We start from the raw sequence: 15,540 nt of genomic DNA, 5'->3' as shown, positions 1-15,540 counted from the left end.
AGTATATGTAAACAGCGGGTCAAATCAAGCGAAATCTGGGGAGGTTCCTTCGGGCCAGAACGTTGAAAAGTGCCGGCCAGCGTCTATACTTGAGGCCGAAAGCGTACCAATCTCGGAGGTCCCATGCAGACACCCACCAGGCGAACCTTTCTCGGCATCTGCCTCGGCGGCCTCGCTGCAGCGGGGGCGGTGGCCGCGGCATATCCGCTCCTGAGCTATCTCGCCCCGCCCTCCACCGGCAGTGAGGGTGCAAAGGTCTCGTTTCCCGAAACGGACATCCCCCCCGACGGCGCCAAGTTTTTCGACTATCGGGGGTCGACCGGTGTTGTAATCAGGACGAGACAGGGACAACTGCTGGCTCTTTCGGCCATCTGCACCCATCTCGGATGCATCGTGCAGTGGGAAAAGGAAAAACAGGACTTCCTCTGCCCCTGCCACGCCGGGCGATACTCACCCGAAGGGACCGTCATTGCCGGCCCTCCCCCTCGCCCCCTGGCAAAGCTTCCCTTCGTCGTCGTCAACGGCGTGATCACGGTCGGATAGGAGGCCATTCCATGACGATCATCCGTGCGATCCGCCGCTGGCTCGAGGTACGGCTCGGTATTGACGAGCTTGTGGAGAAGCAGCTCACCGGCTATCTGCTCCCCCGCAACATAAACGCCTGGTACTCACTGGGAAGCGTGCTCCTCGTCATCTTCGGCATCCAGGTGGCAACCGGCATTCTGCTCCTCGTCTACTACGTTCCCGACGCCCAGAAGGCTTTCAGCAGCGTTTCGCAAATCATGAACGACGTCCCCTTCGGCTGGCTGATCCGGATGTCCCACGCCGTCGGCTCCAACATGATGGTGGCGGTTCTGCTGCTTCACATGCTCTCGACGCTCTTCATGGGGAGTTACAAGAGCCCGCGGGAACTCAACTGGCTCACCGGCTTCATCCTCTTCAACCTGGTCCTGGCAATCTCGCTCACCGGCTATCTCCTTCCCTGGAGCCAGCTTTCCTTCTGGGCCACCACCGTTGCCACCAACAGCGCCGGAGCCATCCCGGTCATCGGCACGTACCTCACCGAATTCCTCCGGGGGGGAAAACTCGTCGGACCGGCCACCCTCGGCCGCTTCTTCGCCGTTCATGTGGCGCTGCTTCCCGTCGCCATCGCCCTCCTCGTCGGAGCCCACCTTTTCATACTCGAACGGATCGGCGTATCCACTCCCCCCTTCGGCCTGAAGGAAACGACTAACACCTGGCAGGGAGACCGGTTCCGCTATGAAGGGCATCCCGGAGGGATTCCGTTTTTCCCCAACTATCTCCTTCAGGACGCAACCACCATCATGATCTATCTGGCGGTCTTCTTTGCCGTGGTCTTCTTCGACCCGTATCTCTTCTTCCCCCCCACGGCCTTCGTGCCGGCAGATCCGTACCGGACTCCCGCCCACATCAAGCCGGAGTGGTATTTTCTCGCCAATTACCAGACCCTCAAGGTCTTTCCGAACGAGTTGCTGGGGTTGATGGTGCAGGGGGCCGCCATGACGTTCCTTGCCCTGCTCCCGTTCATCGACCGGGGAAGAGAGCGGCATCCCCTGAAAAGACCGGCCTTTCTCGTCTGCTTCATCGGCGGGATCATCCTGTATCTCGCCATGATGATCTGGGGGCACTACTCATGAGACCGACACCTTCCGCGCTGCTTCTGCCCCTCATGGCCGGGATTGCGGCGGTCCTGACACTCGCGATCCCCCTCCCCTCCTTCGCCCAGGCGGTAACGGCCTGCCTCCAGTGTCACGGAGCGCAAACCGGCCGGGGTGAAGCCCCCGTACCGAAGTGGCAGGGGAGCGTACACGCCGACAACGGAATTTCCTGCCACGATTGTCACGGCGGAGACCCCAAAGACATCGTCAACGCCATGAATCCAGCCCGGGGCTTTCTCGGCGTTCCCAGGGAGAAGGCCATTCCGGCATTTTGCGGCCGGTGCCACGTCGGCATCATGCGCGAGTACCTTCGGAGCGCCCACGGCAAAGCGCTCGGCGCGGGGGGGCCGACCTGCGTCACCTGCCACGACTCCCACGCCGTCAAACGGGCAACGATCGATCTCATTAACGAGGCATCCTGCGGCCGCTGTCACCCCTACGCCCGCGCTGTGGAGATCAAGGAGGCGATGCGCCAGACCGAAGGGATCATTGGCGGTATAGAGAAGGATTTGACACGACTGCGGAACGAGGGGATCGATGTCGAGGCCAGCGAAAAGAGCCTCTTTTCTCTCCGAAACACGTATCGCCGGCTCTTTCATGTGGTCGACACAGCCAGGGTCAAACGGGAGTCGGGCACGATCCAGCAGGAACTCGGAAAGATCAGACTCTCCCTGACGCAGATCGACGAACGGCAGAGGATCCGGAAGATTGCCGGTGCGTTCGTGGTCGGCTCGCTTCTGCTCTCAGCACTGCTTCTTCACCTCCTCAGAAGAACCTATGACGATGCGTCGCCACCGGGTGACTAACCGGTCAACATGAACGGGCACGCTCCCAGGGCGACGCTTGCTGTCCCTCAGCCTCCACCGGCGCCAGACAGGTACCTGAAATCCTTGACATTCGGCAACGCAAAATAATTAATTTAAACTAATTTTTTTATTTACTCCCAAAGGATTTTTATGTATACACTAAGGGCGTTTGCTCGATCCGGTGATGGAACGGAGGTGAAACTGCCCAAGCGCACGGATGCGTCGCAGGACGGCCCGACACCGGCCGTTCCGGAGAAACCTCGTACCAAGGCTTGCGTCAAAGGAGGAAGTGACATGGTTGTACTCGTACGCTTGATCGACGACACCGTTACCGTTGCCCTGGAGGCGAATCTGGGCCGGCTCATTAAGGACGGCCTGATCAAATCGTTTCTGAGCTCCGGTGACTGGATCGAGACGGTGAATCGTCAGTGTGATCGCAAACAGCGCACGACCCCGCTTTCCGACCCCCGCCACACGGCATACGTTTCCTGCTTCTGAGCAGCTGCTCCCCCATCAGCATGCAAAAAGGGCGACTTTTCAGTCGCCCTTTTGTGTTTCGCTCCCCTTACCGGCCCGCCATTACGCTCTGGTCAACTGCCGGTACTTGATCCGGTGCGGAATGTCGGCGGCGGTGCCGAAACGCTTCTTGCGGTCTTCTTCATACTCCGAGTAGTTGCCGTCGAACCAGACCACCTGGCTGTCCCCCTCGAAGGCGAGAATATGGGTGGCGATGCGGTCGAGGAACCAGCGGTCGTGGGAGATGACCACGGCGCATCCGGCAAAATTCTCCAGCGCCTCCTCCAGCGCCCGCATGGTGTTCACGTCCAGGTCGTTGGTCGGCTCGTCGAGGAGAATGACGTTCCCCCCCTCCTTCAGCATCTTGGCGATGTGGACCCGGTTCCGTTCCCCTCCCGACAGCATCCCGACCTTCTTCTGCTGATCGCTGCCGGAGAAGTTGAACCGGGCCACGTAGGCGCGTGAATTGACGTTCACCTTGCCGAGCTGGAGCGTTTCCTGGCCGCCGGAGACCTCCTCCCAGATTGTCTTGTTCGGATCGAGGGCATCGCGGCTCTGGTCGACGTAGGCGAGCTTCACGGTCTCGCCGACGCGGATCGTTCCCGAATCGGGCTGTTCCTGACCGGTGATCATCCGGAAGAGCGTCGTCTTGCCGGCGCCGTTGGGGCCAATGATGCCGACGATGCCGCCGGCGGGCAGCCGGAAGCTCATCCCCTCCACCAGAAGACGGTCGCCGTAGGCCTTGGCAACGGCATCCGCATCGATGACGATATCACCGAGACGCGGTCCGGGGGGGATGTAGATTTCCAGTTCCCTGGCCCGCTTCTCACTCTCCAGGGAGAGGAGCTGCTCGTAGGAGCTGATGCGCGCCTTGCTCTTGGCGTGGCGCCCCTTTGGGCTCATCCTGATCCACTCCAGTTCGCGCTGCAGGGTCTTCTGACGATCGCTCTCGGACTTCTCCTCCTGGGCAAGGCGGTTCTGCTTCTGCTCGAGCCAGGATGAGTAGTTCCCCTTCCACGGGATCCCCTCGCCCCGGTCGAGCTCCAGGATCCAGCCGGCCACGTTGTCGAGGAAGTAGCGGTCGTGGGTAACGGCGATGATCGTGCCGGGGTAGCCCTGCAGGTGATGCTCGAGCCAGGCGACGGTTTCGGCGTCCAGATGGTTGGTCGGCTCGTCGAGGAGGAGGATGTCCGGCTTCTGGAGAAGCAGCCGGCAGAGAGCCACCCGCCGCTTCTCACCGCCGGAGAGGACCGTAACGGAAGTCTCGCCGGGGGGGCAGCGCAGGGCATCCATGGCCATTTCCAGGCGGGAGTCGAGGTCCCAGGCATCCAGGTGGTCGAGCTTCTCCTGCACCGCCGCCTGCCGCTCCAGCAGCTTGTCCATGTCGGCGTCGGGATCGGCGAAGGCGGCCGTGATCTCGTTGAACTCGTTCAGGAGGTTGACGGTTTCCTGCACCCCCTCTTCCACCACTTCGCGAACGGTCTTCGTTTCATCGAGTTTCGGCTCCTGCTCCAGGTATCCGACCGTGTACCCCGGCGAGAGGACTGCCTGGCCGTTGAAATCCTTATCAACACCGGCCATGATCCGCAAAAGCGTCGATTTGCCGGCGCCGTTCAGGCCGAGAACGCCGATCTTCGCCCCATAGAAATATGAAAGGGAAATATCCTTGATGACCGGCTTCTTATCGTAATACTTGCTCACCCGCATCATCGTGTAGATGATCTTGTTGCCGTCAGTGCTCATGGCAGTGCCCAACCTCCTGGAATGAAATCGGTCCTTTTTACCTTTTCGCGCAACAGGCTGTCAACTGCCCATTGATTTTCACTGTCTGAATGATTATCGTTAACGCCAACGATCCGTCATCACTCCCGATTACCCGGAGCACAAAAGGAGCTCTCCATGAAACTTCCCCTTCCCGCCCGCCTTGCCGTCACGGCATGCATTCTCGCCATTCTGGCAGCTTCCTGCCAGGAATCCTTCGCCCGCGCCGGCGGCGGCAGATCCATCGGCAGCCGCGGGACACGCACCTACCGCGCACCGGCCTCACCGACGTCACCGTCGTCGCCCACTTACTCCCAGCCATCACCGGCGCCGGCTGCCCCCCAGCCGCTCCCCGGCCAGCAGCCGTTTCCCCAGCGTCAGGGGGGCTTTTTCCGCAGCCTTGCAGGAGGGCTCGTTGGTGGACTCCTCGGCGGGATGCTGTTTCGCAGCCTCGGCTTCGGCGGCGGCTGGGGCGCCGGCGGCGGCTTCGGGCTCTTCGACATCTTGCTGATCGGCGGCATCCTCTATCTCATCTACCGGTTCGTGGCCGCCCGCCGGCAGTCGGCCGCCGGCTCCGACTGGCAAAACACCAACCGAAACGCACAGCAGGAGCCGTTCCGCTCCGAAGCCTCCTCGGCTTTCACCAGCCGCGAGGGGGGAAGTGTCGATGAGACAAGCTTCGGCATCGCCCATATCCGCCAGATGGACCCATCCTTCAGCGACGCGCAGTTCCTGGAAACGGCCCAGGACATCTTCTTCCGGATCCAGGGGGCGTGGACCCGCCGGGACCTGACGCCCGCCGCCGACCTCCTCACGCCCGAAATGCAGGTCATCTTCCGCCAGGACATCGACGCCATGAAGCAGCGGGGAGAATTCAACCGGCTCGAAAACATTGCGGTACGCGAGGCGCGAATCACCGAGGTGTGGCAGGAGGAAGGGAGGGACTATCTTACGGTCCATCTCCTGGCAAACCTCCTCGACTACACCACGGACGAGTCGGGAAAAGTCATTTCCGGAAGCGATGTTGCACCGGTAAAGTTCGAGGAGTACTGGACCTTCACCCGTCCCGTGGGACCCAACCCGTGGAAACTCTCCGCCATTCAGCAAAGTTGAGCCGTACACGGCGCAGCTGAAGCGTTCTGCGCCCCATCCGCCCATTAACGAGAAAAGCCGCCGGAATCGCCCGGCGGCTTTTTCTTGTTTCCATCCGACGGAAAGGGGGTCAGAGTTCCGCCCCTTTCACGCGGTTGCGCCCCTCCCCTTTCGCCACGTAGAGCAGATTGTCGGCACATTCGACGAGACTCTCGGCCACCGCCAAATCCTCGGTCTGATCGGGTGGGGTAAAACTCGCCACGCCAAAACTCGCCGTTACGGTTATGGTTCCCTGGCGCGTCTCGACTGCATGGGCCTCGATCTGCCGGCGCAGCCTTTCCGCCACCACCAGGGCGCCGGAAAGGTCGGTTTCGGGAAGCACCACGATGAACTCTTCCCCGCCGTAACGTGCCAGCCAGTCGATGTTCTCCCTGATCCCGTGCCGAACGCACTCCGCACACCCCCGCAGCACCTGATCCCCCGCATGATGACCATGGGTATCGTTCACCTTCTTGAAGTGATCGATATCGAACATGATGAGCGACAGAGGCCGTTCGTACCGAAAGGTCCGCTTCAGTTCCTGGACGAGGCGGTCGTCAAGATAGCGGCGGTTGTACACGCCGGTGAGCGGGTCGCGCATCGAGAGGCGCCTGATCTCCTCCATGCTCTGCTTGAGGGAGCCCTCCAGGTCGATGATTCGACGGGCGGTCTTGAGCCGGACCGTCAGTTCCGCCGGGTCCACCGGTTTCACGAGATATTCGTCGGCTCCCGCCTCCAGCCCCTTGATGATGTTCTCCCGCGAGTCCTGCGAAGTGAGGAGTATGATGTAGGTATAGTGATCGAGGGAGATCGAACGCACGGCACGGCAGAGCTGGACGCCGTCCATCTCGGGCATCACCCAGTCGGTGATGATGATGGGATAATATCCCTTGGCGAACATTGCCAGCGCCTCGCGGCCATTAGTGGCCGCGACCACGTCATAGCCGATCTCCCGCAGATGTCCCTCCAGGATCTTCCGCAGCAAAAGATTGTCCTCGGCGATCAGGATCGGAAACGGATGGCTCGTTTGGAAATTATCTTCATTCATGACAGTCCGCTTTCGATTCGGCCGGGAGACGGAAGTCGACGTCCGATGCCGCCTGGCCGCTCATTTGACTTCGCTTCATAATCCGGTAAGGTTAGCACTATCATTACCCGTATACATCATGTCAAGGAGGAATGGAATGTTTGAAGAGATCGACGTGCAAGGCGCCATCAGGAAATCGATCCAGACGGAAAAGAACGCCATGAACTTCTACGAACTTGGGGCCAAGCAGATGAAGGACCGGGACGCGGTGCGGGTATTCGAGACCCTGGCACGGGAAGAGCGCGAGCACGCCGGCCATTTTTTCAGAATCTACAAAGGAGGGGATATCTCCGACTTCGACGAGTTCATGGATGCCCCCCCCGACCATGAATCAAGCTGGATGGCTGCCATAGCCAAGGCTATCACCTCCGATTTCACCGAGCAGAAGGCGATGGAACTCGCCATGGAAAAGGAACAGAATCTGGAGCAGGCGCTGCGCGAAACTGCCGCGCAGATGACGGACCCGGAGGTGCGCTCCATTTTCGAGCTCAATGCAACGGAGACGCACAACCACTACGAGATGATCGAATCGGAGTATGCACGCATCATGACCATGGTCCACGAATCCGACATGGACATCTACGTACGCGAATAGCGGCATCCGCCGTCAGCAATTTCTCGCGAGACAGAAACGGGCGCGCCATCGGTGCGCCCGTCGCGATCTCAATCAGTCACCCTTCCCATCGACATTGAGCCGGCACAGAAGGTTCTCGACCGCGGCATTCACCGTATGGTGGATCCCCCGGTCGACGATTTCATTACCCAGTCTCGCATACTCCTCCTGGCTTATCCCCATGAATACATCCACGATCTCAGGGTCGAAATGCTTTCCCCTCCCCTCCTGTATCACCACACTCGCCGCTTCGAACGACATGGGGCGACGGTACGGGCGCTCGCTGATCAGCGCATCGAAGACATCGACCACCGCAAAGATTCGCGCCGTCAGCGGAATCTCGGCCCCGTTCAGACCGGCGGAGTAGCCGGTGCCATCCCATTTTTCATGGTGGTACCGCACCACCTCGGCCGCCGGTCCGAGGAACTCGATGGTGCTGATGATCTCCAGCCCCTTCTCGACATGGGAATGGATGATCATCTCCTCTTCCGGTGAAAGCCCGCCCGGTTTGAGCAGGATGGAATCTGGAACCCCAATCTTGCCGATATCGTGGAGATAGGAGCCGAGGACCAGCTTGTCGAGTTCGTCCGCAGGAATGCCGAGCCGTTCGCCGATGAACAGGGAAATGGCAACGACGCGCTCCGAATGGCCTTCTGTCTCCATATCGCGCAGTTCCAGGGCCTTGATGAGGCTTCTGATGGTATCGAAATAGGAAAGCCCCAGAGAACGGTACGCGCCCTGAAGCTTGTCGTCATAGGCGATGATGCTTGTGGCGGCCGCCTTGAACCGGCCGTAGAGCAGGACGTAGAGGAGCATGAAGATGACAACCGCCGTAGATACCACCAGCACGATGTGCGCCGTGAGGAGCTCGAACTTCGGCGCTTTGCGATAGACCTCCGCCGCCCCCCGTACCGTGCCGTCGACAAAAACCGGCGCATATATCTCGACCAGCGTGCCGAACTCCGCCAGATCGGAATTCTCGCTGTCGCGCGTATCCTCGATCTCCACAAACGTCTTGCCGGATCGCAGCGTTTTTATCAGGCGTGGGTTGTTAGGGAAGCGGTGCCCGACAAGCGGTTTGGCATGATAGGAATAAATCAGCGTTGCATCTGTCGACCAGAGCCGGAACTCTACCAGATCTCCAAACTCCATAAAGACGTTGATGTTGGAAACGGTTGCCTCAAGACTCTTTGGATTGTCGAGGAGGTCGTGGGGCGAGAAGCAGATTTCTCTCTGGATGAAGCGATTGAGAAGCGCAGCCGACTCCGCCTCGTACTGGCGGAGATGGTAGCGGTAGATTACCAGGGGAACAACGATCGAAAGAATCAGGGCGAGGATAACGGTAATCCAGAAGCTGCGCTTGAAGAACGTCCTGAGGAGTTTGTGGGCAACCGTGTTTGACATGGATATGCTCTCAGTTGCGGGTAACCAGCGGGTGATGCCACGCGAAACCGTTCAGCTCCTTTCTTACCGTATCGGTTGAAAGTACTATCACTTTACCGGAAAGGACAGAATTCTCCGCCCCAACAGCCATTCAGCGGTCACGGCAAAGGGGGGCGTACTATACAATGAAAAAAGCCTGCAGTCACGCAGGCTTTTTTCCCGGCATATCGATCTGGTCGTGAATCAGTAGGCGTGCTTGTCGCCGAGAACCTCGGCCTCCGTCACCGGCGCCCGGAAGATGCGGTAGACCCAGATCTTGTAGGCAATGACGATCGGCACGAAGATGAAGGCAACAATGGTCATGAGTTTCAGCGTATAGGGGCTCGACGATGAGTTGTAGATCGTCAGGCTGAAGTTCGGGTCGAGACTCGACGGGATCAGATTCGGGAAGAGTCCCGTCACGCCGGTGGCAACCACCATCAGGACCGTCACACAGGAGGCTGCGAAAGAAGCCAGCGTCGCCCCTCTGGCGGAGAGGATTCTCGTGGCAAGGAGCGCCGCCACCGCCAGGAGCGGGACGATGAAGAGAACAGGCGTCGAGAGGTAGTTGTCGAAGAGCTTGGTGGCAAACTTGGTGTAGGCCAGGAAGGCCACCGCCACGACAAGCAGTGCCGGCCACGTTTTGTCGGCAAGGGACTTGGCCCGCGCACTCAGGTCGCCGACGGTCTTCACCGCCAGATACAGCGCGCCATGCACCGTGAAGAGCAGTACGAAGAGGACGCCGGTCAGCAGGCCATATGGGTTGAGCAGCGAGACGAGCGAGCCGTGGTAGCCGGCGGCATCCATGGGGAGCCCCATGAAGATGTTGCCGAAGGCCACGCCGAAGAGAAGCGCCGGCAGGAAGCTCGACACCTGAATCGCCACGTCCCAGGCACTCTTCCACCCGTCCCCCTCTATCTTGCCGCGGAATTCGAAGGAAACCCCGCGAACGATGAGCGCGAAGAGCAGGAGCAGCAGCGCCGTGTAGAGATAGCTGAACATCAGCGCGTAGGTGGTTGGAAACGCGGCGAAGGTGGCGCCGCCGGCGGTGATAAGCCAAACCTCGTTCCCATCCCAGACAGGACCGATCGTGTTGATGAGAACCCGCTTCTCGCCGTCGGTTCTGGCAAGCACGTTGTGCAGGATGCCGGTGCCGAGAACAAAGCCGTCAAGCATGAAGTAGACTGCCCAGAGAACAGCCCAGAGCACGAACCAGGTAATCTGCAGTTCCATGTTACGCCCCCCTTACCGATGCAGGTTTGATGATGCCGGACAGATCGTCGTCGGGCCCTTTCCGGGCGTACTTGATCAGAAGATAGATATCGATCACCCCGAGGAAGCCGTACAGAAGCGTGAACCCGGCGAGCGAGCCGAATACCTGGGCGCTCGTGATCGATTTGGAAACCCCGTCGGAGGTCTTGAGCACCCCGTACACGATCCACGGTTGCCGCCCTACCTCCGCCACCACCCACCCCAACTGGTTGGCGATATAGGGGAGCGGGATGGCATAGACCAGGATCCGGAGAAACAGCGGATAGTTCGCCAGCCGCCCCGTGCGGGAGAGGAAGACGGCCACCAGCGAGAGGAGAATGAAGAGCGTGCCGAGCCCCACCATTGCCCGGAAGCTGAGGTAGGTGAGCGTCACCGGCGGACGGAGCTCGCGGGGAAACTCCTTGAGTCCCTTGATCTCGGCGTCGGGCTGGTGAAACGCCAGGAGGCTGACCATGTTCGGGATGCAGAGACGCTCGATCGCGTTGCATTCGCGCTTCTCGTCCGGGAGGAGGATCAGGTTCATCCCGACCCCCTTCTTGGTCTCCCAGACTGACTCCATGGCGGCAAACTTCGTCGGCTGGGTCTTGGCCACTTCCACCGCGTGGAAATCGCCGATCACTCCGACAAGTATTGCGGAAACCAGGCCGAAGACCGCTGCCAGCTTGAAGGACCGGGTGAAAAATTTAGGCTGGTTCTTGCGCAGAAGGTGCCAGGCGGAGATTCCCATGACGAAGAACGCCGCCACGGTATAGCCGGAAACGATCTGGTGGCCGAATTTCAGCACGCCATAGGGGTTTGTCACCATTGCCAGAAAATCGACCATCTCGGCGCGGCCGTTGCGAAGCACGTACCCTACCGGATGCTGCATCCAGCCGTTCGCCAGAAGGATCCAGAGGCCCGAGAGATTAGTGGCGATTGCCACCAGCCAGATGGAAACGGCGTGGAAGCTCTTCGAGACCTTGTTCCAGCCAAAGATCCAGACACCGATGAAGACCGACTCCATGAAGAAGGCGACAGTGGCCTCGATGGCGAGCGGCGCGCCGAAGATGTCGCCAACGTACTTGGAGTATTCGGCCCAGTTCATGCCAAACTGGAACTCCATCGTGATCCCCGTGACGACCCCCAGGGAGAAGTTGATCAGGAAGAGCTTTCCCCAGAATTTGGTCATCTTGAGCCAGGTTTCGTCGCCGCTGATAACGTAGCGCGTTTCCATGTACGCCGTGAGAATGGAGAGGCCTAGGGTGAGCGGTACGAAGATGAAATGGAACATGCAGGTGACCGCAAACTGCAGCCTGCTCAGGGATAGTACATCCATTGCCGTATTTCCTCCTTTGAAGTTTGGTTTTTTCTATGAGTGAGCCGTTGCAGGCCCTAAGATTCCCGAAGGTAACGGGTAAACATTACCATACAAGACCGATTTTATCCTGTATACGGGCAAAAAAATTACCTCGTCCGGGCAGCCAGCTCTTCGATGGTCACCCCTTCGAGGACTTCAACCACTTTTCCCTGCACTTCACGCCAGACGGGGTGAACGCCGCAGGTCCCATCCCGCTCACAGCTGCCGGCGCCGAGCAGGCACCGGTTGGGCATGATCGGCCCTTCCACGGCCTCGACCACCTCACGCAACGTGATCTTCCCGGCGGAACGGCCCAGAGTGAAACCTCCGCCGGCGCCCCGGAACGACTTGACGATGCCGATCTTGGCGAAACTCTGGAGAATCTTCGCCAGAAAGGTCTGGGGGACGTCCGCCGCCTCGGCAATTTCACTGATGAGCGCCACTTTCCCCGGTGGAAGCTGCGCCAGGTAGACAATGCCCCGGATTGCGTATTCGCCCTTGCGGGTCAGTTCCATCATAAAAACACCTTTAGGACCGTTTTGGTCTTATTTATAAATGAGCCGATGAAGACTGTCAAGGGATAATCTCCCCTTTCTCGCCCTGACCAGAGATTCCTGCTCAAATTTCTCTGGAACCGTCACCGACGCAACGGCCGCAAGCCATCAATTAAAATCGTGCTACTAGTCATATTAGCCATAAATACGCTGAGTTGCCTTACACTTACGACATCAAATTTCATACCGGTAACAACATGACAACATTTTTATTGACAAGGCGAAACCGTATTTGCTATCTCTTAGAAAAACGACGCCATAAGCAGCACGGCAGATAGACGACAATACTAAACCATCCGCGAGGATGGGACGGAAAGCCTACAGGGTCTCACCGAGACAGCCGGGTCGCCGAAATATCTCACGATATTCCGCCCCGGCTTTTTTTGTGCCCGGGCGCCTCTCTGACAAAACCCGACGGAACCGATCTCTTCACCCCTGCGCGGAAACCGCGACAGGCAATACGGCACGAAGCGAACGACACACGGTAGCTGGTGAACCCAGGGACGGCAACAATCCAGGCCCCCCCATACGAAAGGAGCTCTCATGACGAGAACGATGACGAAACTGATAACACTCTGCGCTGCGGCAGCGACGCTTGCGCTTGCCGGCTGCGGCAGCAGCGGCAGTGGCGGGACTACCGCGACGGTGGGCAATCCGGCCCCCTCGACCGCAACCAATCCTGCCGATACCACCCCCCTTACAACCACGACGATTGACGGTGCAGCACTGTACGCATCCAACTGTGCCGGCTGTCACGGCTCGCTGGCCTCATCGTCCAAGACCGGCGCCACTGTCACCAGGATTCAGAACGCCATAAGCGGCAATGTGGGCGGCATGGCCTTCCTCGCTTCCCTGTCGGCCGACCAGATCCAGGCCATCGCCAATGCGTTGAACGGCACCCCCACCACCACGGTGACTACTCCCGCACCGACGCCGACGCCTGCTCCGACCCCGACCCCGGCGCCTGCGCCGACCCCCTCACCGACGCCCGCTCCGATCGACGGTGCTGCCCTCTATGCAAGCAACTGCGCCGGCTGCCACGGTGCCCTGGCCACCTCCTCCAAGAAGGGAGCGACCCTCGCGCGGCTCCAGAGTGCCATCAGCGGCAACACCGGCGGCATGGGCTTCCTTTCCACCCTGACCGCTGCCCAGCTACAGGCCATTGTCAATGCGCTGAACGGAACAACTACGACAACTCCTGCGCCAGCTCCGGCACCGACACCTGCTCCAACCCCGACTCCCACGCCTGCTCCGACACCGGCCCCCGCGCCGATTGACGGTGCCGCCCTCTATGCGAGCAGCTGCGCCGGCTGCCACGGCGCCTTGGCCACTTCTTCCAAGAAAGGGGCAACCACCACCAGGATCCAGACCGCCATCAACGGCAATGTGGGCGGCATGGGCTCTCTTTCCACCCTGACCGCTGCCCAGGTACAGGCCATCGCCACGGCGTTAAGCGGCACCACCACGACCACCCCCCCCACGCCGGCTCCGACTCCTGCACCGGCCCCCACGGATGGCGCTACTCTCTACGGTACTAACTGCGCCAGCTGCCATGGCGCCTTGGCACAATCCGGCGTAAGAGGTGCATCGGCGACCTTGATCCAGTCGGCGATCAAAGGGAACACCGGCGGGATGGGTTTCCTCTCAGGCCTCACCGCCACGCAAATCCAGAACATCGCCACCGCCCTCAAGTAGCATCGGGCAGTAGCACAAAAAGGAAAAGGGCCTGCATTCGCGGGCCCTTTTCGTATCTGCCATCTCTTTTACGGCGGAATTCAGCGCCCGTTGCCGCCATATTCCCGCGCCATGTACGCATGCCACTCCCCCACCACCCCGTCGTAGTCCAGCCCGAAATCTTTCAGCCCCGCGGCGATGGCAGCCTCAATGGTCGCCCCGCCGCCAAGGGCCGTCAATATCGCACGCACCCGGTACCAGCCGTAGGTCGACACCATGAAGTTGACCGTGGCATAGCTCTGTTCGTAGGCCAGGCGGACCTCCCGGGGACCGAGGGATGAAAACGATCCCTCCAGCGTCTTGAAGGGGAGGTATCGACCCTCCTTGGCCGCCCGTCCCAGTTCCGTCAACGGCGTATTGTACTCGAGCCGCTCCTGGAGTTCGGCGAGGCCCTCGTTGAGCCAGGTGGGACAGTTCCCCTTCGTCAGATCGCGGACAACGGCATGGGTGAACTCGTGGCGAAGCGTGGCCCTGAGTTCGGGGGTGATCTCCGTCAATCCCCGCACCGGAAGGCGAATCTTACCGTCGTAAAGTCCGCCCGACCAATCGGGGGAACGGGTCACCTCGCGGTAATCCCTGGTGGTGTAGAGGATAACCGGTACCCGTGCTTCGGGAAAGTAGTCGAAATCGGTCCCGACGCTGTTGTAGATGGTTTCGAGGGCACTCAGGACCGCGAGGGCGATGTCGGGCTTGACGTCTGAATCGTAGGAAACGATGAAGCGCGAACTGTGCCCCCGGTCCATCTTCGCTTCAACCGCCTGCTCCCTCCGGATCCGCTGGAGCAGAGCCTCAAGGGACGGATCAGACGGAGCGAGCGTGGCTGCCTTCTCCCAGTATCTCAGGGCCTCGTCCGTCTCGCCGTTCTCGTACTGGATCCGCCCGAGGAAATAGAGACCCTCCGCCGTCTCCCCGCCGAGCGACCGGGCGCGTTCGAGCTCATAGCCGGCGGGAAGATAGTTCTTCGCCAGGGTGAGCGCGATCCCCTTCAGAAGATGGTAACGGGGCTCATCGGGGAAGAGGGCGCTTGCCTTGTCGAACTGCTCGGCTGCCTCCGGATAGGATTTCTTGTCGAGCAGCCGGTGGCCGAGGAGAACATATGCCATGGCCAGATTCCCCTTGAGGGTCTGGTCCATGCCATACAGGCTGTACGCCTTCTCCAGCTGCTCGATCCCCTTTTCGAGTTCCCCGCGGTCAAGGAGCTGGACGCCGTAATTGTTGTGCAGAATGGGATCCGCAGCATAAACATGCCGGGAGGAAACGGGGAGAGAGGCCGTGGCAAGGAGACAGGCGAGCGGAACGAGGGGGGCGATGCTCCGTTTCATGGCACGCTCAGCGGACATTCCATAGCGGGGTACCTTCGAACTGCATCCGGAGTCGTTCTTCGGGATTCTGCTCGTAGAACTCCTCTTCCGAGAAAGAGAAGCGGTAATTCTCGGCATAGTCGACAAGGAGCCGGTAGGCGGCGTTGATGAGCCGAATCTCCGTGGAATCGGCGGCCGCGCCGGCATCGGGATGACAGCGCTTCACCAACTCGCGGTGCCGGCGCTTGATTTCCCGAAGCGTTACCCGATCGGTCAGGCCGAATATCTCCAGGGCCTTCATGAGATCTGGATAGGTCATAGTTCCTCC

15 protein-coding genes and 1 riboswitch are annotated in these 15,540 nt (G+C 60.1%); of the genes, 7 read left to right on the top strand and 8 right to left on the bottom strand.

Translation table 11 applies throughout. The features are described from left to right. Nucleotides 1–123 precede the first annotated feature (123 nt). The 4 genes from GPICK_RS07355 to GPICK_RS07340 all read left to right on the top strand — a co-directional run bounded on the left by GPICK_RS07355 (nucleotide 124) and on the right by GPICK_RS07340 (nucleotide 2,983). Nucleotides 124–543 carry a QcrA and Rieske domain-containing protein gene (locus tag GPICK_RS07355; RefSeq protein WP_039741770.1) on the top strand — a complete coding sequence of 140 codons (420 nt, stop codon included), beginning with the start codon at nucleotides 124–126 and terminating at the stop codon, nucleotides 541–543. An 11-nt stretch (nucleotides 544–554) separates the two neighbouring features. After that, nucleotides 555–1,658 (top strand): cytochrome b, encoded by a 1,104-nt coding sequence (locus tag GPICK_RS07350; RefSeq protein ID WP_039741768.1) that lies wholly within the window; start codon nucleotides 555–557, stop codon nucleotides 1,656–1,658. After that, complete coding sequence (locus GPICK_RS07345) at nucleotides 1,655–2,485, top strand: cytochrome c3 family protein (protein ID WP_039741767.1); 831 nt, start codon at nucleotides 1,655–1,657, stop codon at nucleotides 2,483–2,485. The genes GPICK_RS07350 and GPICK_RS07345 overlap by 4 nt, the downstream gene beginning before the upstream one ends. Before the next feature lie 294 nt (nucleotides 2,486–2,779). Further along, nucleotides 2,780–2,983, top strand: a complete 204-nt coding sequence (locus GPICK_RS07340) for a GSU3473 family protein (RefSeq protein WP_039741766.1) — start codon at nucleotides 2,780–2,782, stop codon at nucleotides 2,981–2,983. An 81-nt stretch (nucleotides 2,984–3,064) separates the two neighbouring features. Here GPICK_RS07340 and ettA read toward each other — a convergent pair whose 3' ends face one another. Further along, nucleotides 3,065–4,744: an energy-dependent translational throttle protein EttA gene (gene ettA, locus GPICK_RS07335; protein WP_039741764.1), complete on the bottom strand. Its 1,680-nt coding sequence runs from the start codon at nucleotides 4,742–4,744 to the stop codon at nucleotides 3,065–3,067. A 156-nt stretch (nucleotides 4,745–4,900) separates the two neighbouring features. Between ettA and GPICK_RS07330 the strand changes: the two genes are divergently transcribed. Continuing rightward, entirely contained in the window at nucleotides 4,901–5,875 is a 975-nt protein-coding gene (locus GPICK_RS07330) for a Tim44 domain-containing protein (protein WP_039741763.1), read from the top strand. 109 nt (nucleotides 5,876–5,984) lie between these two features. Here the strand turns inward: GPICK_RS07330 and GPICK_RS07325 are convergent, their stop codons facing one another. Beyond that, a complete protein-coding gene (locus GPICK_RS07325; protein WP_039741761.1) occupies nucleotides 5,985–6,941 on the bottom strand; it encodes a diguanylate cyclase in 957 nt (318 codons plus the stop codon). A 136-nt stretch (nucleotides 6,942–7,077) separates the two neighbouring features. Here GPICK_RS07325 and GPICK_RS07320 point away from each other — a divergent pair, with 136 nt between their 5' ends. Next, entirely contained in the window at nucleotides 7,078–7,575 is a 498-nt protein-coding gene (locus GPICK_RS07320) for a ferritin-like domain-containing protein (protein WP_039741759.1), read from the top strand. A gap of 72 nt (nucleotides 7,576–7,647) precedes the next feature. Here GPICK_RS07320 and GPICK_RS16640 read toward each other — a convergent pair whose 3' ends face one another. The 4 genes from GPICK_RS16640 to GPICK_RS07300 all read right to left on the bottom strand — a co-directional run bounded on the left by GPICK_RS16640 (nucleotide 7,648) and on the right by GPICK_RS07300 (nucleotide 12,141). Then, the gene (locus GPICK_RS16640; RefSeq protein WP_052263342.1) at nucleotides 7,648–8,997 is read right to left on the bottom strand and encodes an HD-GYP domain-containing protein; all 1,350 of its coding nucleotides are present in this window, start codon (nucleotides 8,995–8,997) and stop codon (nucleotides 7,648–7,650) included. 222 nt (nucleotides 8,998–9,219) lie between these two features. Then, the gene (cydB, locus tag GPICK_RS07310; RefSeq protein WP_039741758.1) at nucleotides 9,220–10,248 is read right to left on the bottom strand and encodes a cytochrome d ubiquinol oxidase subunit II; all 1,029 of its coding nucleotides are present in this window, start codon (nucleotides 10,246–10,248) and stop codon (nucleotides 9,220–9,222) included. A gap of 1 nt (nucleotide 10,249) precedes the next feature. After that, nucleotides 10,250–11,602: a cytochrome ubiquinol oxidase subunit I gene (locus GPICK_RS07305; RefSeq protein WP_039741757.1), complete on the bottom strand. Its 1,353-nt coding sequence runs from the start codon at nucleotides 11,600–11,602 to the stop codon at nucleotides 10,250–10,252. 128 nt (nucleotides 11,603–11,730) lie between these two features. After that, the gene (locus GPICK_RS07300; RefSeq protein WP_039741756.1) at nucleotides 11,731–12,141 is read right to left on the bottom strand and encodes an RrF2 family transcriptional regulator; all 411 of its coding nucleotides are present in this window, start codon (nucleotides 12,139–12,141) and stop codon (nucleotides 11,731–11,733) included. 312 nt (nucleotides 12,142–12,453) lie between these two features. Next, nucleotides 12,454–12,530: riboswitch (cyclic di-GMP riboswitch) on the top strand. A gap of 190 nt (nucleotides 12,531–12,720) precedes the next feature. Between GPICK_RS07300 and GPICK_RS17810 the strand changes: the two genes are divergently transcribed. Continuing rightward, the gene (locus GPICK_RS17810) at nucleotides 12,721–13,872 is read left to right on the top strand and encodes a c-type cytochrome (RefSeq protein ID WP_052263341.1); all 1,152 of its coding nucleotides are present in this window, start codon (nucleotides 12,721–12,723) and stop codon (nucleotides 13,870–13,872) included. A gap of 80 nt (nucleotides 13,873–13,952) precedes the next feature. On the opposite strand, the gene GPICK_RS07285 is transcribed toward GPICK_RS17810, so the two are convergent. Together GPICK_RS07285 and GPICK_RS07280 are read right to left on the bottom strand one after the other, a co-directional pair. Then, on the bottom strand, nucleotides 13,953–15,233 hold the full coding sequence (locus GPICK_RS07285; RefSeq protein ID WP_039745462.1) for a peptidase MA family metallohydrolase: 1,281 nt from the start codon (nucleotides 15,231–15,233) through the stop codon (nucleotides 13,953–13,955). A gap of 7 nt (nucleotides 15,234–15,240) precedes the next feature. Next, nucleotides 15,241–15,531, bottom strand: coding sequence for a J domain-containing protein (locus GPICK_RS07280; RefSeq protein WP_039741754.1), 291 nt, complete (start codon nucleotides 15,529–15,531; stop codon nucleotides 15,241–15,243). Nucleotides 15,532–15,540: the final 9 nt, after the last annotated feature.

Origin of the sequence: Geobacter pickeringii (assembly GCF_000817955.1) — a bacterium.
GTDB classification, from domain to species: domain Bacteria; phylum Desulfobacterota; class Desulfuromonadia; order Geobacterales; family Geobacteraceae; genus Geobacter; species Geobacter pickeringii.
The sequence above is the reverse complement of the archived record's forward strand: the minus strand, read 5'-3'. Positions and strand labels throughout refer to the sequence as shown.